Here is a 25,888-nt window from a genome sequence, read left to right as displayed (position 1 = left end):
CCGCGTATCGAAGACGCACCGTCAGAAAGTCCCGAGATACAAGTAACCCGCCAATGCCCCGCCAAACAACAACCACAGCGGATGAATCTTGGTCTTGAGTGCAATGATGGCGGTAGTTGCCGTGATGGCCGCGAGGAAGCCATGCGTGATCGAGGCCTGCGTGATGAGCAGCGCCGAAGCCGCCACCAGCCCGCCCGTCACCGGCAGCAGGCCGGCCTGCACGTGGCGCCGCCAGGGCTTGTCCTTGCACCTCTCCCAGACGTGCAACATGATGACGGTGATGATCGACGAGGGGCCGAACTTGGCCAGGCTGGTCACCAGCATCCCCCAGAAGCCTGCCACATGCCAGCCCACCAGGGTCACCACCATCAGGTTGGGACCGGGCGCGGCCTGGCCCAGCGCGAAGAGCGCGCTGAAATCCTCGGCGCTCATCCAGTGATGCACTTCCACGACCTGGCGCTGCATCTCCGGCAGGATGGTGTTACCGCCACCGAACGCCAGCACCGACAACTGCGTGAAGATGATGGCCAATGCGATCAGAGTCTGGCTCATTGTGCGCCCTCCTTGGTGGCGGCAGCCTGCGGCTTGGCTGCGAAGCGTTCGCCATAGCGGGCGGTGAGCACCACGCTGATGGGCGTCATCACCAGCATCACCCACAGCAGCGGAATGCGCAGCAAGGCGATGGCGATGAAACAAACCACCGCCACGCCCGCCAGCACCAGGTTCTTGCGCAGCGGCAGCGCGATCTTCACGGCCATCTGGATCAGCAGCCCGGCGGCGGCGGCGGCCAGTCCGGCGAACAGGTGCTTGACGTTGGGATCATGCTGGTAATGCTGGTAGATCATGCCCAGCAGGATAACCACCATGGAGGGCACCGCGATGAGCCCAGTAATGCCCGCCAGGGCGCCCCTCCAGCCACGGAACTTCATGCCCAGCGCCACCGACAGGTTGATGATGTTGCCGCCCGGGAGGAACTGGCACAGGCCCAGCAGCTCGACGAATTCCGCATCGGTGAGCCAGCGGCGGCGCTCCACGATCATGCGATGCGCCAGGGGCAGCGCACCGCCGAAGGCGGTCATGCCCAGGCCGAGGAAGCCCAGGAATATTTCTTTGGTAGTGGGAACAGGCCGCTCAGGGGCCAGCAGGTCAGGAGTACTCATCATCATCTCGTGCGAACGCGGCGTGATTGCCGGATGAATGAAAGGCTACGCTTGGGGAGCGTTTTTGTCTAATATATGTCAGATACTCCATCCATATTATTAAAATATGTCACCTTCCATCGACCTGCGCCTGCTGCGCTACTTCATCGCCGTGGCTGAAGAGGGCCACCTGACCAAGGCGGCCGAGCGCATCGGCATCCAGCAGCCGCCGCTGTCGCAGCAGATCCGCCTGCTGGAGCGCGAGCTGGGCGTCACCCTCTTCAACCGCCTGCCGCGTGGCATGGAGCTCACCGACAGCGGTGCGGCCCTGCTCGCCGACGCGCGCGCCCTGCTGGCGCAACTGGATACGACAGTAGCCAGCGTGCGCCGCATCGCCCAGGGCAAGATGGGACGCATCGCCGTGGGCTTTACCGAATCAGCTTCGCTGCATCCTTTCGTGCATTCGGTGATCCGCGCCTTTCGCGCCGATGCGCCGGACGTGGTGATGACGGTGGAAGAGAGCAACACCAATGAACTGATCGAAGCGCTGCGCGGCAAGCGGCTGGACCTGGCCTTCGTGCGTTCCCCCGTGGGCGATTCGGGCGGATTGACCATCGAAACCATGCTGGTCGAAGACATGGTGGCCGCCTTGCCCATCGACCATCCCCTGGCCGAGCAGGGCAAGCGCAAGAGCATCGCCCTGCACGCGCTGGCCGAGGAATCCTTCATCATGACGCGCCGGCCCAACGGCCCCGGCCTGTACGACACCATCATCGCCGCCTGCCATGCAGCCGGGTTCTCGCCGCAAGTGATCCAGGAGGCGCGCAAGAATCTCTCCACCCTCTCGCTGGTGGCTGCTGGCGTCGGGGTAGCGATCATCCCGGCATCGATGACGCGGGTCAATGCGGAGGGCGTGGTGTATCTGAAGCTGACCGGCGCACCCGAGCTGAAAGCCCCGCTGCACCTGGCTTACCGGACTGGCAGCATCAGCGGTGCAGCGCGCCTGATGCGGGAAGAGGCCTTGAAATTGAGCGCGGGGCGCAAGCGGCACTGATATCGCTTGCATATGGCACGACGTTGATCCATACAAAAAAGGCTTCCTGCGGGAAGCCTTTTTTATATTATTTATATCGTTTTGACGATACCGCCTGTCAGGTCTTGGGCAAGGTCACGCCATGCTGGCCCTGGTATTTTCCGCCGCGATCCTTGTAGGAGGTTTCGCAGATTTCATCGCTCTCGAAGAACAGCACCTGGGCGCAGCCTTCGCCGGCGTAGATCTTGGCCGGCAGCGGGGTGGTGTTGGAGAACTCCAGGGTGACGTAGCCTTCCCATTCCGGCTCGAAGGGGGTGACGTTGACGATGATGCCGCAGCGCGCGTAGGTCGACTTGCCCAGGCAGATGGTCAGCACGCTACGCGGGATGCGGAAGTATTCGACGGTACGGGCCAGGGCGAAGGAGTTGGGCGGGATGATGCAGACATCGCCCTTGAAGTCCACGAAGGATTTTTCATCGAAGTTCTTGGGATCGACGATGGTGGAATTGATGTTGGTAAAGATCTTGAATTCGTTGGCACAGCGAATATCGTAGCCATAGGACGAGGTGCCGTAGGAAACGATCTTGCTGCCATCGGCCGCCAGGCGCACCTGACCGGGCTCGTAGGGTTCGATCATTCCTTCCTGCTCCGCCATGCGGCGGATCCACTTGTCTGACTTGATGGCCATGGTTGTGCGATGTGTGTGACGAATTTGGAGAATGCGGCATTTTACGCGAAAAATGGGTCAAGTTGGGCCATTTCGGGGCCATCCCGTTACGTAACGAGGGTGGGTGCGGTTCAATGCCGATCCACTGGCGAGTAGATGCGGGGGCAGCTGGTCACCTGGAGAGAATTGCCATCTGGATACAGCACTGAACAACAACTAACGATGAATGCTGAACCTGCGCATTGGTATCACCGCGCACCAGTTGCAACACACACCCGGCCGCGCACCCTTCCGCATCGACGTCATTCTCCTTGCGAGAGCAAAAGGAATTCCATATGAAATCGATCTGATTTCTGCCCACATGGAATCAACCTGAGCTTGATCTGATGGCAGCGAATTTGAAGACGAAATCGCATTCTTTACACCAAGTTCATGAGCAGGTCCGTCTCGCAAATCTCTCGAAAACTATCCACGCTTTTGCTCGGTTAACTAAATCTTTTCCTTGGTTAGAAAGAATGAAAAAACGCGGTCAAGAGTTCGAACAGTTTCGATAGCGATCAGCGATCAGCGATCGCAGAGAGTCTAATGCCAGCGAGCAGGCAATCAAGACCCCCTTACCGAGCCAGAGAACATCGCTAAATGAGCAGGCAAAGGGCGTGTCCGATTTTTTGTGTAAACGGGATTTCGTTTAATTCATAGAGATACGTTCACCGAACTGGATAGTAAACCGAGTCAGTGCAGCTTTCCAATCTCGGATGGGCAGCGTCCACTTTTTACTGATGTTGCGCAGGGCCAGGAAGAAGAGTTTAATCAGCGCCTCATCGCTGGGGAACGAGCCCCGGTTCTTAGTCAGCTTGCGCAAACTCATGTTGACCGACTCGATGGCATTGGTCGTATAGATGACCTTTCGAATCTCTGGTGGGAAGTCGAAGAACGGAATCAGACGGGGCCAGTTGCGCCGCCAGGATTGGCCGATAGGCAGATACTCTGCATCCCATTTCTCTTCGAATTCACCGAGTCGGAGTTCGGCTTCTTCGGCGGTTGCCGACTGGTAAATCAATCGTAGGTCAGCCGCCACCTCCGGACGTCGTTTCCATGAGACGTAATTCAAGCTGTGCCGGACCATGTGGACGATACACAGCTGCACCGTGGTCTTCGGGAACACAGCTTCGATGGCATCCGGGAAGCCCTTCAAGCCGTCAACGCAAGCGATGAAGATATCTTGCACGCCGCGATTACGCAGCTCAGTGACAACCTGCAGCCAGAACTTGGCGCCTTCCGTTTGCGCTAGCCACAGTCCCAACACCTCCTTCTCACCGTCCATGGTGATGCCGATGGCTAGGTAGACGGCTTTTACTCGCACCGTTCCTTCACGCACTTTGACATGGATACAGTCGAGATAAACGATGGGATAAATTGGATTCAATGGCCTAGCTTGCCAGGCTTTGACTTCATCGACAACGGCGTCAGTGACCGATGAAATCAGGCTGGGTGACACCTCGGTTCCATACATCTCTTCCAGGTGCGCCTGAATCTCTCTTACTGTCATGCCACGGGCATACAGCGAAATAATCTTGTCGTCGAAGCCGGCCCAGCGCGTCTGATGCTTGGTTACCAGCTTCGGTTCGAAGCTGCCATGACGGTCTCGAGGAACTTCAATTGGCAACTCGCCGAATTCGCCCTTTAGCGTCTTGCGACTCTTGCCGTTTCGGGTGTTGCCCGACTCATTGGCTACGCTCCCGTGCTTCTCATGGCCCAGGTGCTCGCTCAGCTCGGCTTCCAGGGCTCGTTCCACCACCAGCTTGGTGAGATGCTTCAACAGGCCTTCTTCACCTATTAAATCTTCGGGATTCTTGTAATTGGCTAGCAATCCAGCCAGTAATTCTTCGGGTACGTCGTGTTTCTTTTTACTCATTGTGGCTCCGGACAAGGCGACAGTTTCCTGCCAATAGTCCGTTTACACAAAATTATGTACAGGCCCCAGGCAAAAAATCAGGATCACCACGAGATCAAGAATTGATATGGCCAACAAAATGCGCGGCCTGTTCATGGCGGTGCTATTGACGTACAGCCACTCCGCATCGGCAGATTTGCCGCTGACAATTGAAGACTTAACCACAGAAAAAGGTAAGGTCAAGATTGATGTATCACTGGCGTATTCCAATAGTGACAGGCAAAGCGTATTCACTGGCCAGCCCATCATCATTCAGACAGGAGAAAGCTCATTTGTTACGTTACCTACATTGATCGGAGAAAGTCGCGGCAACAACGATTCACTGGTAAGCACGCTAGGGTTGCGCTACGGATTAACCAACAAAAGCGAGATTTTCTTCCGCACCTCATATCTGTATAGCAGCACGAGAAACAGCGAGCTATCCAGAACGACCACCGACAGCGCAAGCCGATTTTCCGATGCTTGGGTCGGTATCAATTATCAAATCAAAGAAGACGACCGTACGCCGGCGTTGATCGGTTTTTCGGAGATCGCCCTGCGCGAAAAGCATACAAAAAGCAGTAGTTCTTTCCATTCTGCCCTGCTGGGCTTTACTACATACACAGCGCTTGATCCTATTGTTTTCTCTCTCACCAGTGCATATCGCTTTAACCAAAGCCGCAGAGATGGGGATCAGGACTACAAACCTGGCAATTTGTTCTTGATCCATCCTGGCATCGCGTTTGCCGTCAACGATCGAATCACTTTGACTACCGGTATGCAGTGGACGAATCGTCATGCGGATAAATGGGATGGAAAAGCCCGAGGATTTCGACGCACCACCAGCGCCTTATTGCTCGGTGCGGGATATACCGTTTCAAAAGCAAGCGCCATCAACATCACTCTGAAATCCAATGTCTCAGGTTCAGACGAGGCAGACCTGAGGCTCAATTGGCTGCACACGTTTTAATGTCTGCCAATTGAAATCTTGCCTTGACAATTCTCCTGCGAAGATCATATGAAATTACTACCAACTATCACGATAGGTATCTTGGCCGCCAGTATGGCCACCTCTGTCCATGCGAAGGAAACAGCATTCGAGCCTTTGCCGGAATTCGCAATCACGGACGCTGAAACCCTGTTTGAAAATGATGCCAAGTCAATGCAATTGGCAGCGCTTTCACAGCAAGAAATGAAAGAGACTGAGGGAGCGTGGGTGAATTTCGCCGTTGGCGGGACTATCGGCTTTGGGTCCTATGCCTTAGCTAATTACTTCACCAATAGACCAATTACCTGGCAAGGTTCACTGTATTCAATCGGCACGGGGGCGCTTACCGGCGGAATGGGTGGTGCGCTCATACGTGCATCTGGCGGAGGCTTCACCGGACAGATCGCCTGGAGGCCCAATATCCTGGCGTCCAACTTTGCCACCTCGCAATACAGTCGATATCGTCATTGGTAACTAACTAAATAAAAGGATGAGATGAGGCGCGAACTCACCTCATCCTTCAGGAGATTCTATGAGCTTGATAGTTGCATTGACAGAGATGCTAGGTGGCATGCTGGCAGAATATTCCATACAAAAGAAATGGAGCAAGGTCAAAATTTTCTTTGTGACGAGCGCCTTTTTCTTCGCTGCGTCCTTGGTCAACCTTCTTGTCTTTGAAGATGGAATCGGATTATTTTTGGCCATCTCAGGGTCAGCCATCCTAGCGGTAAGTCTTGGCATTTTTTTTGTACTGATCATCTATGTACATGAAAAAACTAAGAAGTAGGAGGCTCTACACCTTTCTACCCAAAGCGCTTGCAAGCATCTTTCCGCTTGCTAGCTGCTTTGCCTGCGGCTCTGCTTTCTCTGCTGATCTTCCTACTTATTCCAAGAGCAAAAATCGCCCTGACAGCATTCTTCTTCTGAGCACGCACACTGCCCAAATCAGCATCTCCATCAGGAGCTGGAAAAACCTGCGCGATGCCGAGGTCGTCAAGCAAGACTTCGACTACTCGTGTAGTGCGGCTGCTTTGGCGACCTTGCTCAATGGTTTTTACGGCCAGTCCCTCACCGAGGAGACCTTACTCAAGGCCATGGACAAGGGCGACCTGAAGGCATCCTTCGAAGACATGCAAAAGGTATTGCCGAAATTCGGATTCAAGGCCCAAGGATTTGCGGCAAGCTATGAACAATTGGTCAAACTCAAAGCACCGGTCGTGGTTTACCTCAAGTACCGCAAGGATGATCATTTTTCAGTGCTGCGCGGGATCAATGAAAACGTAGTCTGGTTAGCAGATCCGAGTCTTGGAAACAGAACCTACAGCAAGGCTCAATTTCTGGAAATGTGGCAAACCAGGGACGATAAAGAACACTCGGAATTATCTGGAAAGATGTTGGCCATTTTGCCGCTCAGCAGTGAGGTATTAACAGACTCAGATTTCTTTTCAAAGAATCCACGTCGGCAGAGTAGCCAAGCAGTTGAACAATCGAAATTCCGGTTGTTCCCATAAGCACCACTGGAATAGAGCTGAGGTAGGATAAAGAGCAGGCGCATACGTCCTGCTCATCCTCACCGCTGCATGCTCTCCCACACCTTCTGCAACCGCTTCACCGACACCGGCATCGGCGTCTTCAGTTCCTGCGCATAGAGCGACACCCGCAATTCCTCCAGCATCCAGCGGAACTCGGTCATCTTGGGATCCACCCGCCCGGCGCGGTCCTTCAGCGCGCGCTGGTAAGGCAGCGCCACCGAGTTCCACTCTGCCATCAGGCGCGTATCGCGGGCCGGGTCGGCGCGCAGCTTGTCCAGCCGCACGTTGATGGCCTTGAGGTAGCGCGGATAATGGCTGAGATTGCCATAGTCGGTCTCCGCCACGAAGCGCTTGCCCACCAGTTGCGACAACTGCCCCTGCATGTCGGCCGCGGCCTGGGCATGGGCCTTGATGCCCTGCAGCTTCTTGGGCAGGGCGTGATACTCGGCCAGCACCTGGCCGCACAGGCGGGCGATCTCGTTGACCAGCAAACCCAGCCGCGCCTTGCCTTCATCGCGGCGGCGGTTGAATTCGTCGGCATTGCGCGGCAGCGGGTCTTGCAGGAAGGCGCGTTCCAGCCCGGCATTGAGGATCTGTTCCCGCAATTCTTCCTGCGAGCCCAAGGCCATGAATTGCATGCCCATCTGCTGGAGACCCGGAATGTTCTTCTCCAGATACTTGAGCTGTTCCTTCATCTGCAACGCAAACAGGCGGCGCAGGCCCGCATAGTGGAAGCGCGCCGCTTCGGCCGGATCATCGAAGACTTCCAGATCGCAATGCGTCTTGCGATCCACCAGCGCCGGGAAACCGATCAGCGTCTGCGCCTGCTTGCCGCTGCCACGCGTGATCTCCAGCAACTCGGGCAATTCGCCAAAGCTCCAGCTACTGAGATTGCTGTACTCCCCCACCGAAGCGGGCGCAGCCGGGGCGGCGCTGGCGGCTGCATCCTTGCCAGAGGCAGCCGCAGGCGACGGTGCCGCAGTGTCCTCGTCCTCGCGCGGCGCGATGGCGACCTGCTCGGCCAGCTTCTGGAACTGCTGGCGTGCCTGGCCGCCGAATTCGGCTTGCAGCGCGGCGAGATTGCGGCCCATCTCCAGCTGGCGGCCATGCTCATCGATGATCTTGAAGTTCATCGCATGATGGGCTGAGAGCGTTTCCTGCTTGAAATCGCTGGGCTTGACCAGAATCGTGATCTGCTCGCGGATGTCGGCAATGATGGCATCGATCAGGTTGCCCCGGCCGAAGGTCTTGCGCTCTTCCATGCGTTCGCAGAAACGCGCAGCGTAATCGGGCAGCGGCACGCAGTGACGGCGCAGCTTCTGCGGCAGGGACTTCAGCAGCAGATGGACCTTCTCCTTCAACATGCCCGGCACCAGCCATTCACAGCGATCCGCCGAGACCTGGTTGAGCGCATACAGCGGCACGGTCAGCGTGACGCCATCGCGCGCCGCACCCGGTTCGAAGTGATAGCTCAAGGCCATGGCGATGCCCGCCACGTTCATGGTCTTGGGGAACAGCTCGGTAGTCACGCCCGCAGCCTCATGACGCATCAGGTCGTCACGGTTCAGGTACAGCAACTTGGGATCGGCGGCCGTGGCTTGCTTGTGCCACTTCTCGAAGTCCACGCCATTGCAGATGTCGTGCGGGATCAGCTTGTCGTAGAAACCGATGATCAGTTCATCGTCCACCAGCACATCGAGGCGACGGGACTTGTGTTCCAGGTTCTCGATCTCGCGCACCAGTTTCTGGTTGTGCGCAAAGAATGGCGCGCGAGTCTCAAAGTCGCCACCGACCAGCGCATCGCGGATGAAGATCTCGCGCGCTTCAGCCGGGTTGATCTTGCCGTAGTTGATGCGGCGCTGGCTGTACACCACCAGGCCATAGAGCGTGGCGCGTTCGGAGGCGGTGACCTGGGCGGCGCGTTTTTCCCAGCGCGGTTCACCCCAGGATTTCTTCAACAGATGGCCGCCCAGTTTCTCCAGCCATTCCGGCTGGATGTTGGCCACGCAGCGCGCGTACAGTCGGGCGGTATCGACCAGTTCGGCGGCCATCACCCAGCGGCCGGGCTTCTTGGTCAGATGCGCACCGGGCCAGATGTTGAACTTGATGCCGCGTGCGCCCAGGTATTGCGCATCGTCCTCGCTCTTGAAACCGACGTTGCCCAGCAAGCCGGTCAGCAGGGACAGGTGCAGTTGATCGTAAGTCGCCGGGGCCTCGTTCAGGCGCCAGCCCTGTTCCTTGACGATGGTCAGCAGTTGCGAATGGACGTCGCGCCACTCGCGCAGGCGCAGTTGCGAGAGGAAATTCTCGCGGCAGTGCTCCTGCAACTGGCGATTCGATTTCTTGTGGGCGATGGCGTCTTCGAACCACTTCCAGATCTTGAGGTAGCTGGCGAATTCCGATTTTTCATCGGCGAATTTCTTGTGGGCGTTGTCGGCCGCATTCTGCGCATCCATGGGCCGGTCGCGCGGGTCCTGCACGGACACCGCTGCGGCGATGATGAGCAGCTCGGTCAGGCAGGCATTGTCGCGGCCGGCCAGGATCATGCGACCCACGCGCGGGTCCAGCGGCAGGCGTGCCAGTTGCTTGCCCAGCGGGGTCAGGCAATTGACGCCGCCCTGCTCTTCCACCGCGCCCAGTTCCTGCAGCAGCTGATAGCCGTCGGCAATGGCGCGGCCCAGTGGCGGTTCGATGAAGGGGAAGCTCTCCACATCGGTCAGGTGCAGCGACTTCATGCGCAGGATCACCGAGGCCAGCGACGAGCGCAAGATCTCGGGATCAGTGAACTTGGGACGCTGCAGGAAATCCTGTTCGTCATACAGGCGGATGCACACGCCCGCCGCCACCCGGCCGCATCGGCCGGCACGCTGATTGGCGGCAGATTGCGCTACCGGCTCGATCTGCAATTGCTCGACCTTGTTGCGGTAGCTGTAACGCTTCACACGGGCGAGACCGGCATCGACCACATAGCGGATCCCGGGCACGGTCAGTGAAGTTTCCGCCACATTGGTCGCCAGCACGATGCGGCGGGCGTTGTTGGTCTTGAAGACGCGCTCCTGCTCCTGCGCAGACAGGCGCGCAAACAGCGGCAGGATTTCCACGTGCGGTGGATGATGCTTGCGCAGGGCCTCGGCGGCATCGCGAATCTCGCGCTCGCCCGGCAGGAATACCAGCACGTCGCCTGATCCGATACGGGCCAGTTCATCGACGGCATCGACCACGGCATCCATCAGGTCGCGCTGCTCGCGGTCCTTCTGGGCCTGGCTGGCGCGGCCCTCGGCACGCGCACGGGCCTGTGCCACCTCGGTGGAGACGCCACTGCGGTCGGCATTGTCGATGGGACGATAGCGGATCTCCACCGGATACAGGCGGCCCGAGACCTCGATCACCGGTGCCGGCACCAGCTCGCCCTTGACCTCGCGGCCGAAATGGCGGGCGAAGCGGTCGGCATCGATGGTGGCCGAGGTGATGATGATCTTCAGGTCCGGGCGTTTCGGCAGCAACTGCTTCAGGTAGCCCAGCAGGAAATCGATGTTGAGGCTGCGTTCATGCGCCTCGTCGATGATGATGGTGTCGTACTGGCGCAAGAGCGGATCGGTCTGCGTCTCGGCCAGGAGGATGCCGTCGGTCATCAGCTTGATCCACGCGCCCTTGGACAGGGTGTCGTTGAAGCGGACCTTGTAGCCCACCAGTTCGCCAGGCGGCGAATTCAATTCCTGCGCGATGCGCTTGGCGGTGGAGGAGGCAGCGATACGGCGCGGCTGGGTGTGGCCGATCAGGCCCTTCTCGCCACGGCCCAGCTCCAGGCAGATCTTGGGCAGTTGGGTGGTCTTGCCGGAACCGGTCTCGCCGCTGACGATGATGACCTGGTGGCGGCGCAGCGCCTCGGCGATCTCGTGACGGCGGCCGGAGACGGGCAGCTCTTCCGGGAAGGTGACCGGGGGCAGCGGATTGCGTACGGGCGGTGCGGCCTCGGTGGCAGGCTCGGTGCGGCGGGGAGCGCGTGGCTCGCGCGGGCCACGCCCACGGTCCTGTTGCGGGTTCTGCTGCGGCTGGGCGCCTGGGGGAGTGTTGGGTGCTTTGGTAACGGACATGAGGCCGACATTATACCTGCCACCGCCCGCCCGGTCAGGCTGCGTGCGGCTGGACGGCCGATGGTGCAGGTTTGGGCGAAGGCTGCCGCTCCCATGGACCGGCTTTGCAACATCCTTGCAAGAAATCTGCTCCCCAAGCGGCCCGCAAACCTGCGCCCCGCCGCGACGGTGGTTATAATGCGCGTCATGGAAAAACAGACCGAATTCGTCAACTGGCTGCGTTCCGTCGCGCCTTACGTCCACGCCTTTCGCGGCAAGACCTTCGTGGTCGCCTTTCCGGGCGAGCTGGTCACGGCCGGCGGCCTGCAGGTGCTGGCCCAGGATCTCTCGCTGTTGCATGCGCTGGGCATCCGCGTGGTGGTGGTGCACGGCTCGCGTCCGCAGGTGGCCGAACAACTGGCCCTGCGCAACGTCGAGGCACGCTTCCAGAATGGCCTGCGGGTGACCGACAGCGCCGCCCTGGAATGCGCCAAGGAGGCCGCCGGCGAGCTGCGCCTGGACATCGAGGCCGCCTTCAGCCAGGGCTTGCCCAATACGCCCATGGCACATTCGGCCATCCGTGTGATCTCCGGCAACTTCGTCACGGCCCGTCCCATGGGCGTGATCGATGGCGTGGACCTGCAACTGACCGGGGTGGTGCGCAAGATCGCCGCCGACGTGATCCAGCCCATCATGAATGCAGGCGGCATCGTGCTGCTCTCGCCGCTGGGTTTCTCGCCCACCGGGGAAGCCTTCAACCTGACCATGGAAGACGTGGCCGTCTCTGCCGCCATCTCCCTGCGCGCCGAAAAGCTGATCTTCCTCTCTGAAACGCCACTGATGAAGGATGCCGGCGGTGCCGAAATCCGCGAGCTATCCTCCCACCAGGCCGAGGCCGTGCTCTCGGCCGGCTTCCTGCCGGCCGACGCCGCCTTCTACCTGGCCAGCGTGGTCAAGGCCTGCAATGCCGGCGTCTCGCGCGCCCACATCGTGCCCTTCTCCACCGACGGCTCGGCGCTGCTGGAACTGTTCACTCACGATGGCGTGGGTACCATGGTCACCTACGAGAACCTGGAAAGCCTGCGCCAGGCCACCATCGAAGACGTCGGCGGCATCCTGAAGCTGATCGAACCGCTGGAAGCCGATGGCACCCTGGTCAAGCGCGGCCGCGAACTGATCGAGCGCGAGATCCATTACTTCTCGGTGATCGAGCACGACAACGTCATCTTCGGCTGTGCAGCGCTCTACCCCTTCCCCAAGGAAAAGATGGGCGAGATGGCCTGCCTGACCGTGAACCCGGAAGTGCAGGGCCAGGGCGACGGCGACCGTATCCTCAAGCACATCGAAACCCGTGCGCGCGAAGCCGGACTGACCAAGCTCTTCGTGCTCACGACGCGCACCTCGCACTGGTTCCTGAAACGCGGCTTCGTATTGGCAGGCGTCAACGATCTGCCTCAGGACCGCCAGCAGATCTACAACTGGCAACGCAAGTCGCAGGTTTTGATCAAGAACCTCTATTGATTTATCCGTCAGGACGTGAGCAGGCTCAAACGCTGACCCCCATCGCCGGCCCGCCCGTCCCAGGCATTTCAACTTAACGAACCAAGGAATCGACATGGCACGCATGGTCCATTGCATCAAACTGAACAAGGAAGCCGAAGGCCTGGACTTCCCGCCCTATCCGGGCGAGCTGGGCAAGCGCATTTATGAAAGCGTTTCCAAGGAAGCCTGGGCCGCCTGGCTCAAGCACCAGACCATGCTGGTCAACGAAAACCGCCTGATGCTGGCCGACGCCCGCGCCCGCAAGTACCTGGCCGCGCAGATGGAAAAGCACTTCTTCGGCGAAGGTGCCGATGCCGCAGCCGGTTACGTGCCGCCGCCCAGCGAATAATCGCGCCCGGCATTGCCCGCTTCTCACGCCGCCCTGGTCCGCCACGGCGGCGTTTGTTTTGCGGCGAATGTTTTCAGCCCGGCGCCAGACGCTACAATGCCGGCTCCGTTCCCGACTTCCTGCTGGAGCCCATCTTGTCCTTGCGTCGTCTGCGCCTTGCCCTGCTATCCGCCAGTCTCGGCTTCACCCTTTTTTCCCCGCTGCTCCCGGCGGCGGCCGCCGCACCGGCACTTCCGCCCGGCGTCACGCAAGGCCCCAGCGCCGAGGGCATCAGCGAATACCGCTTTGCCAATGGCTTCAAGCTGCTCCTGCTGCCGGACGATTCCAAGCCCACGGTGACGGTCAACATCACTTACCTGGTCGGCTCGCGCCACGAGAACTATGGCGAGACCGGCATGGCCCACCTGCTGGAACACCTGATGTTCAAGGGCTCGCCGCACAACCCGGCGATCCCGCAGGAATTCAGCAAGCGCGGCATGAACTTCAACGGCACCACCTGGCTGGACCGCACCAACTATTACGAGACCTTCGAGGCCGGCCGGGACAACCTGCAGTGGGCCATCGCCATGGAAGCCGACCGCATGGTCAACTCCAGGATCGCCCGCAAGGACCTCGACAGTGAAATGACCGTGGTGCGCAACGAGTACGAAGCCGGCGAGAACTCGCCCGCCCGCGTGATGATGAAGCGCATGCAGAGCGTGGCCTACGACTGGCACAGCTATGGCCGCAGCACCATCGGTGCACGCAGCGACATCGAGAACGTGCGTATCGAGAACCTGCAAGCCTTCTACCGCACCTACTATCAGCCCGACAACGCCGTGCTGCTTATCGCCGGCAAGTTTGAACCGGCCCAGGTGCTGCAATGGGTCAACCAGAGCTTCGGCCGCCTGCCCAAGCCCAAGCGCAAGCTGCCCGACTTCTGGACGGTGGAACCGACCCAGGATGGCGAGCGCCAGTTCGTGATCCGCCGCCGGGGCGGCCAGCAACTGGTAGCGCTGGGCTACAAGATGCCTTCCCTGCTGCACCCGGACGCCGCCGCCCTCGGCTTTGCCAGCGACATCCTGGCCGACACGCCCAATGGCCGGCTGCACAAGGCGCTGGTGGAAACGGGGCTGGCCACGGCGGTCTACCCGATGCAGCTCAGCGGCTTTGCCCCGGGCCTGCAGATGATCGTGGCGCAGGTCAAGGCGGGCGCCGACATCGAACCGGTCAGGCAAGCCATGATCGCCGCCGTCGAATCCTTCAGTGCCAACCCGCCCACCGACGAGGAGGTGGCGCGCCTGCGCCGCGAAAGCGCCAACAACCTCGAGACGCTGCAGAACAATCCGCAGATGATGGCCGTGGCCATGTCCAACGCGATTGGGCGCGGCGACTGGCGCCTGGTCTTCATCGAACGCGATCTGGAGCAGCGCCTGACCAGTGCTGACATCGCCGCTGCGGCCGGCCGCTACTTCCGCCGCGACAACCGCACCGTCGGCCTCTACCTGCCGGAAGATCATCCACAGCGTGCTGACGTACCACCCGCCCCCAGCGTGGCATCGCTGCTGGCGCAATACCAGCCGCGCGCGGCCATCGCTTCCGGCGAAGCTTTCGATCCGGCGCCCGGCAACATCGAACAGCGCACCACCCGCATCGCCCCCGGCCAGCCGCCGCACGCCGCCCTGAAGCTGGCACTGCTGCCCAAGCAGTCACGCGGGCAGACCGTCTCGGTGAGCATGAACCTGGAATTCGGCGATGCAGGGAGCCTGTTCGGTCAGCGCGCCGTGGCCCAGCTGACCGCCGCCATGCTCATGCGCGGCACCCGGGCCCTGGATCGCCGCCAGCTGGCCGATGAATTCACGCGATTGAAGATCAACGGCAACGTCTACCGCTTCCAGACCACGCGCGAGAACCTGATACCGGCCATTGCGCTGGTGGGCGAGGTGTTGCGCCATCCGCGCATGGACCCGGCCGAATTTGCCCAGTTGAAGAATGAAACCGTGGCCGCGCTCGAAGCCCCCCGCAAGGAGCCCGAGGCCCGCGCGGCCGAAGCCTTGCAGCTGCACTTCGACCATTACCCGGAGGGTGACTGGCGCGCCGCGCGGACACTGGAGCAGCGCATCGCCGCCGTGCAGGCAGTGACGCTGGAACAGGTGCAGGCCTTCCATCAGCGTTTCTATGGCGCCTCGCACGGCGAGGTGGCCGTGGTCGGCGACTTCGATGCCGAGGCCGCCCGCGCGGCCATCGACCGGGCGTTCGGCGGCTGGAGCAGTGCTGCGCCTTACGCGCGGCTACTGCGGACCTGGGCCGAGATCCCGGCCACGCGCATCCTCATCGATACGCCCGACAAGGAAAACGGCGTCTACCTGGCGCGCCAGAACATCCGCCTGCGGGATGACGACCCGGATTATCCCGCGCTGGCCGTGGCCAATTACCTGCTCGGCGGCTCCAGCCTGAAATCGCGCCTGGCGGACCGCATCCGCCAGAAGGATGGCCTGTCCTACGGCATTCACAGCGGCTTGCAGATCGGCGCCATCAGCGATGCGGGCTACCTGACCGTGCAGGCCATCGCGGCACCGCAGAACCTGGACAAGGTGGATGCGGCCGTGCGCGAGGAAATCACGCGCCTCATCCAGGATGGCTTTACCGAAGAAGAACTGTTGCGTGCCAAGTCCGGCATCCTGCAGCAGCGCAACCAGCAGCGCGCCGGCGACAGCGGCATTGCCACCAGCTGGAGCGCGCTGATGAACCTGGACCGCAGTTTCCTGTGGCAGCAGCAGCTGGACCTCAAACTGGCCGACCTGACGCTGGCACAACTGAATGCGGCCGTGCGCAAGTACATCGATCCGGCGCGCATGACGGTGGTGATTGCGCGTGATGAGGCCAAGGCCCGCCAGCCCTGAGCCGTCGTTCGCATCAGGACGAAAAAAATGCCCGTGTCGGAAAACACGGGCATTTTCGTTTGAGCCACGCCTGAGCTTGTTCGCCTCAGAACTCCAGCTTCCTGACGCCATCAGCCGTGCCCAGCAGGCAGACGTTGGCGCCCTGGCGTGCAAACAGCCCATTGGTGACCACGCCGACAATATTGTTGATCTTGTCTTCGATGTCGGCCGGATCGGTGATCGACAGGCCCAGCACGTCGATGATGTAGCAGCCGTTGTCGGTGACCAGCGGCTTGCTGTCGCCATTCTTGTTCAGGCGCAGACGCGGCTCGCCGCCCAGCGCAGCCAGCTTGCGCGCCACCACGGCGTGCGACATCGGGATCACTTCCACGGGCAGCGGGAAAGTGCCCAGCACCTCGACCAGCTTGGAGCCATCGGCGATGCAGACGAATTTCTGCGCCACGGACGCCACGATCTTCTCGCGCGTCAGCGCAGCGCCGCCACCCTTGATCATGGCGCCGGTGCCATTGATTTCATCGGCGCCGTCGATATAGACGGGCATGGTCTCGACCTCGTTGAGATCGAACACGGTGATGCCATGCGAACGCAGGCGTTCGGCCGTGGCCTCGGAAGAAGCGACCGCGCCCTTGATGCGGTGCTTGATCTTGCCCAGTTCATCGATAAAGAAATTGGCTGTGGAGCCGGTGCCCACGCCGATGATTTCGCCGTCGACCACGTAGTCGATGGCGGCCTTGGCTACGGCCTGCTTGAGTTCGTCTTGAGTCATGATGTGTCAGTTCAACGTAAATAAACCAGGTGCGTTCGCATTTCGGCAACGCAAAAAATCTCGGATAACGGGATCGACATGCTCAATGTACATCGTCCGGCTGCTCGTCCAGCGTCTCGAAGAGCGCGATCTGCAGCCGCGAATGCAGCTTGACCAGCTTGCTCCACAGCAACCACAACAGCCCGGCAGCGCCCGCCAGCACGAAGGCCAGCAGGTTCAGGGGCGGCAGGATGCTGGCGCTCAATACGAAGATCAGCAGCATGATGCCCACGATGGACATGATGGGCAAGATCTCTGAAACGATCTTGCGCACCCCCGAAGTATACGCTCCCGCGAACTCGGGCTTGACGCTGACCTCGGCCAGCAGCATCGACAGGGCCTGCAGCTTGCGATAGGTGGCGATCAGGAAGGGCAAGGACAGTACCAGGGCACAGCCCCAGATGATGGCCTTCTGCACGTCCGGGTCCGGCGTCCAGGCCGACAGCTGGCGCGACAGGCCATCCACGAAGAAGGCCCCCGCGAGGAACACCGCGATCACCAGCGCCAGGTTCACCATCACCTGCACCAGGATGCGGCGGATGATACGCGTGAGTTCGGCGCGGTCGCCGGTAGGTTGCAGGCTCTCCAGCCAGCGCGAATACATGCCCAGCAAGCCCGAGACGCGCGCCGGCACCAGCGTGACCGCCTTGGCCGAGAGCGGGTCGGCGGCCTTGATGAGATAAGGCGTGAGCAAGGCGGTGACCGCCGAGACCGCCACCACGATGGGATAGAGGAAGTCGCTGGTGACCTTCAGGCTCTGGCCGAGTGCGGCGATGATGAAGGAGAACTCGCCGATCTGCGCCAGGCCCATGCCCACGCGCATGGGCGTGCGTCCGCCCTGCCCGGCCACGAAAGTCCCCAAGCCGCAGCTGACGAGCTTGCCGAAGACCACGGCCAGCGTGATGACGGTGATCGGCATCCAGTACTTGACCAGCACGTTGGGATCGAACAGCAGGCCGATGGCTACGAAGAAGATGGCCGAGAACATGTCGCGGATCGGTTCCACCAGGCGCTCGATGCGATGCAGCTCGCGCGACTCGGCCATGACCGCGCCGACCAGGAAGGCGCCCAGGGCCACGCTGTATTGCAGCTTCATCACCAGGAGGCAGAAGCCGAACAGCACGCCCAGCACCGCCACCAGCAGCATCTCGCTGCTCTTGAAGCGGGAGATGAAACTGAGCAGGCGCGGCACCGCCAGGATGCCCACCACCAGCGAGACGGTCATGAACAGGATCAGCTTGCCCACGGTGGTAAAGACTTCGGTGGAATCCACCGAGCCGCTGGTGGCCACGCCCGAGAGCAGCGCGATCATGCCGATGGCCAGGATGTCCTCGACGATGAGAATGCCGAAGATGATCTGGGCGAACTTCTCGTTCTTCATGCCCAGTTCGTTCAAGGCCTTGACGATGATGGTGGTGGAAGACACGGCCAGCATGGCGCCCAGGAAGATGGCGTCCATCCGCTTCCAGCCGAAGTAGAGGCCGATCTCGTAGCCGATCCAGATCATCAGCAGGATCTCGGCTGCCGCCGCGATAAAGGCGGTGGCGCCGACTTTGGCCAGTTTCTTCAGACTGAATTCCAGCCCCAGCGAGAACAGCAGGAAGATCACGCCCAGTTCTGAAAGAATGTGCACGGTCTTCTCATCCTGGATCAGGTCGTAGGGCGGCGTATGCGGACCGATGATGACGCCGGCCACGATATAGCCCAGCACCACCGGCTGCTTCAACTTGTTGAAGACGACGGTGACGATGCCGGCAATGAGCATGATGATAGCCATGTCCTGGATGAATAACTCGACTTCATGCATCGTGCGGGATTTCCTTTCTGTAGTTCTGTAGAGATGGCAGGTGGCAGCGCGCGGCAAACGCGGCCCCCGGCAAGGCTGCGCCCTGCAGCACAGGCCGCGGACGGTGGACGATAGGGATTGCTGGTGTTGCTGGCGGGCCGGTCTTACGGACGCCGGCGCGGGATGCTGATCTGTGTCCGCTCTTCTTGCCGGTGACGACGGTACTGCTTTTAGCGAAGACGCAGTGACGGAAAACCATCTTGATTGCGCACTGCCGGATGTCCCGAAAATAACACAACTGGCAAGCGCACTGCAATGCAAACGGCGTGCCTGCTCTTCAGATTACGCAGTCTTGCGGGGCGAGAGTGCCCGGACGGAAAATGAAAAACTTAGTAAATCATGCCGCTTTCATGGGAGGGCCGGCACTGAAATCTAACAAAACCGTCACGGATGAGCTTGCCGGTCCTGCTCAGCCCGGGACGCGAACCTGAACCTCGACTGCCTTTTCATCGAAGGCGATACGGGTGGTGAACTTGGCCCGCTTCATGGGGAAGCGCGACTGGAAGTGGCGCACATTGCCCGAGCCCGAGATCACGCGCCGCACGAACTGATAGTAGGCGTCCATGTCGATGACGTGCACGGCCAGGAAGTAGTCGTATTCACCCGAGACGAAGTAGCACTGCATCACCTCGGCCTCCTTGGCCATGCGCTGCTCGAAGTCCTGCATGTGCTGGTCGGACTGGTTGTTCAGCGAGATTTCCAGGAAGGCCAGCATGCCGTAGCCGAGTGCGAAGGGATCGACCATCGCCACTTCGGCGCTGATGATCCCGGCCTCGCGCAGTTCGCGGATGCGGCGCAGGCAGGTCGGCTGCGAGATATGCAGTTTTTCTGCGAGCACGCGCGTGGAGATCTGGTTGTCCTTCTGCAGCATGTTGAGCAGTTTGCGGTCCACCTTGTCGAGGGTGTGAAGTTTGGCAGCCATGGGCGGGGTCGAGGATGATTGTTCGAGGCCGGCCACTCAAAAAACTTGGCTTGGCCGATTCTTATGTTGTACCGTCGCATTATTCAGAAAGTCGGAGACGAAAGCAAAGCGGAACGTCCGGTCGCCGCAACAAGGATCTGAATAAAACTGTGTTGTGAGACAAAACATTAAAAGTGATCAATCCAATCTACAGAGGAATTCTATGAAACTCAAGTGCGCCATTATTCCCATTATTCCATTAACCGCTGCTGTTGGTCTGGCATTCGCAGGCGCCGCGCATGCCCAGGAAGTGGTCAAGATCGCCCACGTGGGCCCGCTCTCCGGTCCCAACGCCCACATGGGCAAGGACAACGAGAACGGCGCGCGCATGGCCGTCGATGAATTGAACGCCAAGGGCTTCACCATTGGCGGCAAGAAGGTCAAGTTCGAACTGCTGGGCGAAGACGATGCCTCCGATCCCAAGCAAGCCACCGCCGTGGCCACCAAGCTGGTGGACCAGAAGGTCGCTGCCGTGATCGGCCACCTCAATTCGGGCACCACCATCCCGGCTTCCAGGATCTACAGCGATGCCGGCATTCCCCAGGTCTCCCCCTCGGCCACCAATCCGAAGTATACCCAGCAGGGCTTCAAGACCACCTTCCGCGTGGTCGCCAACGATGCGCAGCTGGGTGCTGCGCTGGGCAAGTATGCGGTGCAGAAGCTGGGTACAAAGCAGATCGCCGTGATCGACGACCGCACCGCCTATGGCCAGGGTGTGGCAGAAGAATTCGCCAAGGGCGCAAAGGCAGTCGGCGGCACCATCGTCGCCACCCAGTTCACCAATGACAAGGCGACCGACTTCAGTGCAATCCTGACCTCGCTCAAGGGCAAGAAGCCCGAGGTCATCTTCTTCGGCGGCATGGATGCCGTGGGCGGCCCGATGCTGCGCCAGATGAAGCAGTTGGGTATCGGCGCCAAGTTCATGGGCGGCGACGGCATCTGTACCGGCTCCCTGCCCGGCCTGGCGGGGGATGGCCTGGGCGAGGACCAGGTGATCTGTGCCGAAGCCGGTGGCGTGGATGCCTCCGGCAAGAAGGGCATGGATGACTTCCGCGCGGCCTACAAGAAGAAGTTTGGCATCGATGTGGTCTACAACGCGGCTTATGCCTACGATGCCACCATGACTGTGGCGGACGCCATGGCCAAGGCTGGTTCGACGGATCCCAAGAAATACCTGCCCGAACTGGCCAAGATCAGCCACAAGGGCGTGACCGGCATGATCGCCTTCGATGCCAAGGGCGACGTCAAGGATGGTTCGCTGACCCTGTACACCTACAAGGGTGGCCAGCGCACCGTGCTGGCCGTGACCAAGTAAGCGCGGCCAACCTGCCCCGCAGGCTGGCCTGCGCCGGGCGAAAAAAGCACGGCGCCTCCGATGCAGGTCGGAGGCGCTGGCGTTTTCAGGGCTGGGGCGTTCGGCAAGGTTTGGCGGATTGACCGCCAATATTGTTTTAATTGTTTACACCTTATCCAGGTTTACTTAGTTTTTGTGCTCGCGCGACCAGACTATTTTCTTAGTTCCGGACTGGCCCTGCCGTTCAGCGAGCGAGCGCTTTTTCGAGCGCCGACTTGTTCATCGACGAGCGGCCCTTGATACCGCGCGATGCGGCTTCGGCATAGAGCTGCTTGTAGGTGCGGCCACGCGCGCCGCCGTGCGAGCGCAATCCGCCACGACGCGACGGCGATATGTCTTGGGTGGAAGTCTTGCTGGCAGTCTTGGATTCGCCGTGCTGGGCGCGTTCCTTGTTGACGGTACGGGCGGCGATCTCCTCGGCCCGTTTGGTGCCGGTGCCGCGCTTCACGGCGCTGGACTTGATGTGCTCGTACTGGCGTTCGCGTTTGTTGCTCCATGCGGTTTGCGGCATGACGGCCTCCTGTGGGCTGGCACCTGGCTTGAGCTCTCCGGGTGGTGGGTGGGTGCGGACGATGGACCGCTCACGGCCATCGGCATGATTCATCTTTCTCCTGCTACCTCCCGGCTGCTATCCGACGGTGGCTGAAATCCCTGTAAGACTTGCTGAAGCAGGTCCGCTTTGCACGCTGTGGCGAGACCTGAGGTCGCAGCTGACGATGATGCCAGAGGGAAATGTCGCCAGTTAAGCTTGTTAACAACCTTTCTGCGCCTCATCAGTCCAACCGCTCATTGCAAAACAGACGGGAGGACACCATGAAACAGGTCACGGTCGTATTTGGCGCGGTGCACGCGGTGATTGCGGTCTTGTTTGCGCTGGGTGCGCTGGCGCTGATTACCATTGCCGCACGCATGGGATTTGACGCGGTGACGGAAGGACTGGGCCTGGCGCAAGCGCAGGCGCTGATCGAGGCCATCGGCATTCTGGCGGCGGCGGTGGTAGCTTTTCAGATTGCCGAGACCATTACCGAGGAAGAGGTCATCCGCGACGCCAACATCAGTGCGCCGACGCGGGTGCGGCGCTTCCTGTCGCGGTTTTTCGTGGTGGTGATCGTGGCGCTGGCCATCGAGGGCCTGGTGATGACCTTCCGCGCCGCCCATGAAGAGGCTGCTGACATGATCTACGCGGCGGCGCTGCTGGTTGGTACGGGCGTATTGCTGGCGGCCTGGGGATATTTCATCTATTGCAACCGCGCGGCCGAGGAGCTGGAGCCCGATGCCATGGAAGAGGCCAAGGAGGAGGACAAGAAGATTGATGGCTGAGCGTGGCGGTCGGGTGGCGCAGCCTGCGCGGGCGGGGCTTGCCTGCCCATTGGGCCAGGTCTGCAGGAAATTTCCTGGGGGGAGTGGAAGAAGCTGAAATAACCGGCTATAATCGCGGACTTTTGCTGATGTAGCTCAGTTGGTAGAGCAACTGATTCGTAATCAGTAGGTCGACGGTTCGATTCCGCCCATCAGCACCATTTTATAAGGGGTTCACGCCTATGCGTGAACCCCTTTTGTGCTATTGGCTATCTACTGTGCTATTCCCCCTCCCAAATTTGCCTGCGCAATAACCGTTTCCATGCATTTTTGGTAACATGGTGTCAGCGGAGGGGTTATGAAAAAAATACTATTTTGGCTGATGCTATTGGTGTCAATACCGTGCGCTGCTCAGTTTAGAACGGGCAACGATTTGTATGCAAAGCTGCAAAGCACGGGTTCAGAACTAGCTTCTGCAATTTTCTATATTCAGGGCGTCGTCGACTCTTCTACCTATCATCACGATATCCTCGAATATGTAAGGCCCAAAGGAACACCGTCTCCATATCTGATGTTCTGCCCGCCTAGTGGGGCTACAGCGGGCCAGATCGTAGATATTGTCAGCGCATATCTACGTGAGCACCCAGAAAGCAGGCATGTCAACGCTGCAGTTTTAACCAGCTCAGCATTAATCAAGGTATGGCCATGCCCTGATAACCCCAAATAGGGGAGCTGCTAGGATCACGAGTCAGCTAGCAAAAATAGAAGCGCCGCCATGATTTTTGATCAGGGCGGCGCTTTTTGCTACCGATAGTTTCAGTCAAAACGTCCTTTGAGCGGCTGAACAATCTCCGGGCGTCGGCGGTAAATCCTTTTCGTCGTGCGACTGTCTGCATGCGCAAGTAGCGCCCTCGCCTGCTCTAGTGTCTCTGCATCGCTGGCGCATTTAGCTCGCAAGTCATGATCTGTGAAGGACTGCTTCACTTTTGTCTCTCTCATGACACGGCCCATGAACCTCTGCCAAACTGAATCCCATCCACTGTAGTCATCCTTTTTCTCGTTGTAGTAGCTAGTCCCATTCCGGGTACAGAACAACCAGTCCGCCTTTTTCGGCCGCAACTCCATCGCATGAGAAATCTCTTCTCGTAACTCTTGCGTCCAGGCATAAATGGTGCGCTTCCCTGTCGAATTTTTTACCTTACGACGCTGCACATGGATGCCGTCATCCTTGAAGTCCTGCGATGGCCGCAGGCGGAGCAAATCGCCCTTCGAAATTCCGGTCAGCAGCTTGATCCTGATGTAAGCCTGCACTATAGGAACTGCAGAAGCTCCACCCGACGCATGCCGCTGAAGAGCTAGGCACTCGACAATTTCCCAGTCTTCCACATACCGGTCGCGCGGAGGATTTGCCGCGAGGCGCATCTGGCCAATGAAAGGATGCCGGTCGATATAGCCCCACTCAACTGCCTTGGTGAAGGCATGTGATAGAAGCGCGACCGCGCGACGTGCTGCAACCTTCTTGGGTGACTTATCGAGAAATTGATAGACAAGCTGCGGCCGCATGTCGGTCAGCAGCAATTCTCCAAACACAGCACGCAGTTGACCGGCATAGCGATTCTCATCACGCTGCTGTTTTAGGCTCTTCGCAGGGATCACCTCCAGCGAATAGCGGTCCAGTAATTGGGCCATTGTGTCAGTGACCTGCTCCCCGAGATTAGTACGGCAATGATGTAGAGTCTGCCCCATACGGAGGCAGCATGAAGAAACGATTTACCGAAGAGCAAATTATCGGCGTACTCAAGGAAGCCGAAGCCGGTATGAAAGTAGCCGAGGTTTGCCGGAAGCATGGCATCAGCGACGCGACGTACTACAACTGGAAATCCAAGTTCGGCGGGATGACGGTATCCGAAGCCCAACGGCTCAAGGCTCTGGAGGCCGAGAATGCCAAGCTCAAGAAGCTGCTGGCAGAAAGCCTGCTGGACAACGCTGCGCTAAAGGATGTTCTCGGCCGAAAGTGGTAAGCCCGCAGGATAGGCGAAGCGCCGTGACGCACATCATGCATGTTCACGGTCTAGGCGTAACCCGTGCCTGCGGGCTAATAGGAATTTCTCGTTCCTTGTATCACTACGAATCCCGTCGTCCTGACGATGAGGAGTTGCGTCAACGTCTTTGCGAACTGGCGGCCATAAAACGCCGATATGGCTATCGGCGTCTGCATGTATTGATGCAGCGGGAAGGATGGCAGGTCAATCGAAAGAAGCTGCTTCGGGTGTATCGGCAGGCAGGCCTGAGCGTCAGGCGCCGCAAGAGGAAGCGGATTGCGGGCGTGGAGCGGCAATTGAAGGTTCGGACGACGATGTCCAATCAGAGCTGGTCGATGGACTTTGTATCGGATGGATTGGCTGATGGTCGCCGATTGCGCTGCCTGAACATCGTGGACGACTTCACCAAGGAATGTCTGGCTATCGAGGTTGATACGTCGCTGCCAGGCACACGGGTCGTATCGGTGCTGTCGCGACTATCAGAGCTTCGAGGATTGCCGCAATCGATTACCATCGACAACGGCCCCGAGTTCGCCGGTAAGGTGCTCGATGCCTGGGCCTATGCACACGGATTAAAGCTGAACTTCATTGAACCTGGCAAGCCGCAGCAGAATGCCTACATCGAGAGTTTCAACGGCAAGTTTCGGGATGAATGCCTGAATGAACATTGGTTTGTTTCGATGCGGCATGCTCGGGAAGTCATTGCCGCCTGGCGACGAGAATACAATTTTGAGAGGCCGCATAGTTCCCTTGGGTACCTGACGCCGCAACAGTTTGCAGAGACTTTTTTAACCGCAGACTCCAAGTCGTTCTCGTACTAAATTGGGGAGCAGGTCAATCGAGCCGTATTCAATTTTCTCGACATCGGTAGGGGTCTCCCTGCCCACGATTTCCCAGGAGATTTGCGTTTTTACACAGCCTCGGCCGTAATGGGACATATCTACCGATTGATGCCTGGCACGCCTGCCGGGGCACAACCTTTAGCTCAAAGATTTTTTAGGTGCTCTTTCGGCCTTCCGATATCATTTTTTGCCGCCGTCGAGCCTCATTTTTTGCAGTGACTGCATAACCTCGTCACCACTAATAGACTCATTATTTTCCTCATATCCACTCGGCTTGGAATAACTGTATTCAATATCAAATTTCCCATCCGAGAACAGCGTAAAAGTAAGATTCCAAATACGATGACCAGTATTTTCAAGCATTACATCACGAATATAAATTGATGCATCCAATCCATTCCAAATTGCCTCGGTATCAGCTTCGAAGCCGCCACTTTCATGAACCTCCCCTCTGTATTCAAAGCACTGTTCACCTCTCGCCATATTTTGAAATATAGCCATCTTGCACCTAGCTACATCCCAAGCTCGGGACCCGACAAAGGCCTGCAAATATCTCGCAAGTGCCGTATACGCTTCCTCTAAGTTCTCAAATTTCATGGCA

Annotated in this window: 24 protein-coding genes and 1 tRNA gene; 14 read left to right on the top strand and 11 right to left on the bottom strand. The window is 59.3% G+C overall.

Annotated features, from left to right (window positions below; genetic code table 11):
* Positions 1-21: 21 nt before the first annotated feature.
* The gene (locus tag ACVC5H_RS07565) at positions 22-552 is read right to left on the bottom strand and encodes a chromate transporter (protein ID WP_489621726.1); all 531 of its coding nucleotides are present in this window, start codon (positions 550-552) and stop codon (positions 22-24) included.
* Positions 549-1,166 (bottom strand): chromate transporter, encoded by a 618-nt coding sequence (locus tag ACVC5H_RS07560; RefSeq protein ID WP_489621725.1) that lies wholly within the window; start codon positions 1,164-1,166, stop codon positions 549-551. Before ACVC5H_RS07560 ends, ACVC5H_RS07565 begins: the two co-directional genes overlap by 4 nt.
* A gap of 100 nt (positions 1,167-1,266) precedes the next feature.
* Here ACVC5H_RS07560 and ACVC5H_RS07555 point away from each other — a divergent pair, with 100 nt between their 5' ends.
* The gene (locus ACVC5H_RS07555; protein ID WP_489621724.1) at positions 1,267-2,193 is read left to right on the top strand and encodes a LysR family transcriptional regulator; all 927 of its coding nucleotides are present in this window, start codon (positions 1,267-1,269) and stop codon (positions 2,191-2,193) included.
* A gap of 97 nt (positions 2,194-2,290) precedes the next feature.
* Here ACVC5H_RS07555 and dcd read toward each other — a convergent pair whose 3' ends face one another.
* Positions 2,291-2,860, bottom strand: coding sequence for a dCTP deaminase (dcd, locus tag ACVC5H_RS07550; protein WP_008331199.1), 570 nt, complete (start codon positions 2,858-2,860; stop codon positions 2,291-2,293).
* A 205-nt stretch (positions 2,861-3,065) separates the two neighbouring features.
* On the opposite strand from dcd, the gene ACVC5H_RS07545 reads away from it, so the two are divergent.
* Complete coding sequence (locus ACVC5H_RS07545; protein WP_489621723.1) at positions 3,066-3,215, top strand: hypothetical protein; 150 nt, start codon at positions 3,066-3,068, stop codon at positions 3,213-3,215.
* Positions 3,216-3,527: 312 nt separating this feature from the next.
* Here the strand turns inward: ACVC5H_RS07545 and ACVC5H_RS07540 are convergent, their stop codons facing one another.
* Positions 3,528-4,754 (bottom strand): IS256 family transposase, encoded by a 1,227-nt coding sequence (locus tag ACVC5H_RS07540; protein ID WP_209585377.1) that lies wholly within the window; start codon positions 4,752-4,754, stop codon positions 3,528-3,530.
* Positions 4,755-4,860: 106 nt separating this feature from the next.
* On the opposite strand from ACVC5H_RS07540, the gene ACVC5H_RS07535 reads away from it, so the two are divergent.
* From ACVC5H_RS07535 to ACVC5H_RS07520, 4 genes are read left to right on the top strand one after another with little or no spacing between them, the layout of a single operon-like run.
* Positions 4,861-5,742, top strand: coding sequence for a hypothetical protein (locus ACVC5H_RS07535; protein ID WP_489621722.1), 882 nt, complete (start codon positions 4,861-4,863; stop codon positions 5,740-5,742).
* A gap of 48 nt (positions 5,743-5,790) precedes the next feature.
* Positions 5,791-6,234 (top strand): hypothetical protein, encoded by a 444-nt coding sequence (locus tag ACVC5H_RS07530; RefSeq protein WP_489621721.1) that lies wholly within the window; start codon positions 5,791-5,793, stop codon positions 6,232-6,234.
* 58 nt (positions 6,235-6,292) lie between these two features.
* Complete coding sequence (locus tag ACVC5H_RS07525) at positions 6,293-6,547, top strand: hypothetical protein (protein ID WP_489621720.1); 255 nt, start codon at positions 6,293-6,295, stop codon at positions 6,545-6,547.
* Positions 6,528-7,271, top strand: coding sequence for a C39 family peptidase (locus ACVC5H_RS07520; protein ID WP_489621719.1), 744 nt, complete (start codon positions 6,528-6,530; stop codon positions 7,269-7,271). The genes ACVC5H_RS07525 and ACVC5H_RS07520 overlap by 20 nt, the downstream gene beginning before the upstream one ends.
* A 59-nt stretch (positions 7,272-7,330) precedes the next feature.
* On the opposite strand, the gene hrpA is transcribed toward ACVC5H_RS07520, so the two are convergent.
* Positions 7,331-11,386, bottom strand: a complete 4,056-nt coding sequence (gene hrpA / locus ACVC5H_RS07515; RefSeq protein ID WP_489621718.1) for an ATP-dependent RNA helicase HrpA — start codon at positions 11,384-11,386, stop codon at positions 7,331-7,333.
* A 186-nt stretch (positions 11,387-11,572) separates the two neighbouring features.
* On the opposite strand from hrpA, the gene argA reads away from it, so the two are divergent.
* The 3 genes from argA to ACVC5H_RS07500 all read left to right on the top strand — a co-directional run bounded on the left by argA (position 11,573) and on the right by ACVC5H_RS07500 (position 16,138).
* On the top strand, positions 11,573-12,886 hold the full coding sequence (gene argA, locus ACVC5H_RS07510) for an amino-acid N-acetyltransferase (RefSeq protein WP_489621717.1): 1,314 nt from the start codon (positions 11,573-11,575) through the stop codon (positions 12,884-12,886).
* Between the two features lie 94 nt (positions 12,887-12,980).
* The gene (locus ACVC5H_RS07505; RefSeq protein ID WP_017453994.1) at positions 12,981-13,256 is read left to right on the top strand and encodes an oxidative damage protection protein; all 276 of its coding nucleotides are present in this window, start codon (positions 12,981-12,983) and stop codon (positions 13,254-13,256) included.
* Between the two features lie 134 nt (positions 13,257-13,390).
* Positions 13,391-16,138, top strand: coding sequence for a M16 family metallopeptidase (locus ACVC5H_RS07500; RefSeq protein ID WP_489621716.1), 2,748 nt, complete (start codon positions 13,391-13,393; stop codon positions 16,136-16,138).
* A gap of 85 nt (positions 16,139-16,223) precedes the next feature.
* Here the strand turns inward: ACVC5H_RS07500 and rpiA are convergent, their stop codons facing one another.
* The 3 genes from rpiA to ACVC5H_RS07485 form a co-directional block, all read right to left on the bottom strand.
* Positions 16,224-16,904, bottom strand: coding sequence for a ribose-5-phosphate isomerase RpiA (rpiA, locus tag ACVC5H_RS07495; protein ID WP_489621715.1), 681 nt, complete (start codon positions 16,902-16,904; stop codon positions 16,224-16,226).
* A gap of 82 nt (positions 16,905-16,986) precedes the next feature.
* Positions 16,987-18,750 (bottom strand): cation:proton antiporter, encoded by a 1,764-nt coding sequence (locus ACVC5H_RS07490; RefSeq protein WP_489621714.1) that lies wholly within the window; start codon positions 18,748-18,750, stop codon positions 16,987-16,989.
* 448 nt (positions 18,751-19,198) lie between these two features.
* A complete protein-coding gene (locus tag ACVC5H_RS07485) occupies positions 19,199-19,711 on the bottom strand; it encodes an Lrp/AsnC family transcriptional regulator (RefSeq protein ID WP_008331218.1) in 513 nt (170 codons plus the stop codon).
* 202 nt (positions 19,712-19,913) lie between these two features.
* On the opposite strand from ACVC5H_RS07485, the gene ACVC5H_RS07480 reads away from it, so the two are divergent.
* Complete coding sequence (locus ACVC5H_RS07480) at positions 19,914-21,065, top strand: branched-chain amino acid ABC transporter substrate-binding protein (protein WP_489621713.1); 1,152 nt, start codon at positions 19,914-19,916, stop codon at positions 21,063-21,065.
* 223 nt (positions 21,066-21,288) lie between these two features.
* On the opposite strand, the gene ACVC5H_RS07475 is transcribed toward ACVC5H_RS07480, so the two are convergent.
* On the bottom strand, positions 21,289-21,615 hold the full coding sequence (locus ACVC5H_RS07475; protein ID WP_489621712.1) for a plasmid stabilization protein: 327 nt from the start codon (positions 21,613-21,615) through the stop codon (positions 21,289-21,291).
* A 302-nt stretch (positions 21,616-21,917) separates the two neighbouring features.
* Between ACVC5H_RS07475 and ACVC5H_RS07470 the strand changes: the two genes are divergently transcribed.
* The 3 genes from ACVC5H_RS07470 to ACVC5H_RS07460 all read left to right on the top strand — a co-directional run bounded on the left by ACVC5H_RS07470 (position 21,918) and on the right by ACVC5H_RS07460 (position 23,130).
* Positions 21,918-22,424, top strand: coding sequence for a hypothetical protein (locus ACVC5H_RS07470; protein WP_489621711.1), 507 nt, complete (start codon positions 21,918-21,920; stop codon positions 22,422-22,424).
* 124 nt (positions 22,425-22,548) lie between these two features.
* Positions 22,549-22,624 (top strand) — tRNA-Thr (locus ACVC5H_RS07465).
* A 137-nt stretch (positions 22,625-22,761) separates the two neighbouring features.
* Entirely contained in the window at positions 22,762-23,130 is a 369-nt protein-coding gene (locus ACVC5H_RS07460; protein WP_489621710.1) for a Rap1a/Tai family immunity protein, read from the top strand.
* Between the two features lie 89 nt (positions 23,131-23,219).
* Here ACVC5H_RS07460 and ACVC5H_RS07455 read toward each other — a convergent pair whose 3' ends face one another.
* Entirely contained in the window at positions 23,220-24,092 is an 873-nt protein-coding gene (locus ACVC5H_RS07455) for a tyrosine-type recombinase/integrase (protein ID WP_489621709.1), read from the bottom strand.
* Positions 24,093-24,160: 68 nt separating this feature from the next.
* Here ACVC5H_RS07455 and ACVC5H_RS07450 point away from each other — a divergent pair.
* A protein-coding gene (locus ACVC5H_RS07450) for an IS3 family transposase (protein ID WP_489620920.1) occupies positions 24,161-25,266 on the top strand; the annotation gives its coding sequence in 2 pieces (ribosomal slippage) (positions 24,161-24,407 and positions 24,407-25,266; 1,107 coding nt in all).
* A gap of 201 nt (positions 25,267-25,467) precedes the next feature.
* Here ACVC5H_RS07450 and ACVC5H_RS07445 read toward each other — a convergent pair.
* Positions 25,468-25,884 carry a hypothetical protein gene (locus ACVC5H_RS07445; protein ID WP_489621708.1) on the bottom strand — a complete coding sequence of 139 codons (417 nt, stop codon included), beginning with the start codon at positions 25,882-25,884 and terminating at the stop codon, positions 25,468-25,470.
* Positions 25,885-25,888 lie beyond the last annotated feature (4 nt).

It is taken from the genome of Herbaspirillum sp. Her3, assembly GCF_057961275.1.
This window is presented reverse-complemented; position numbering and strand designations above follow the sequence as displayed.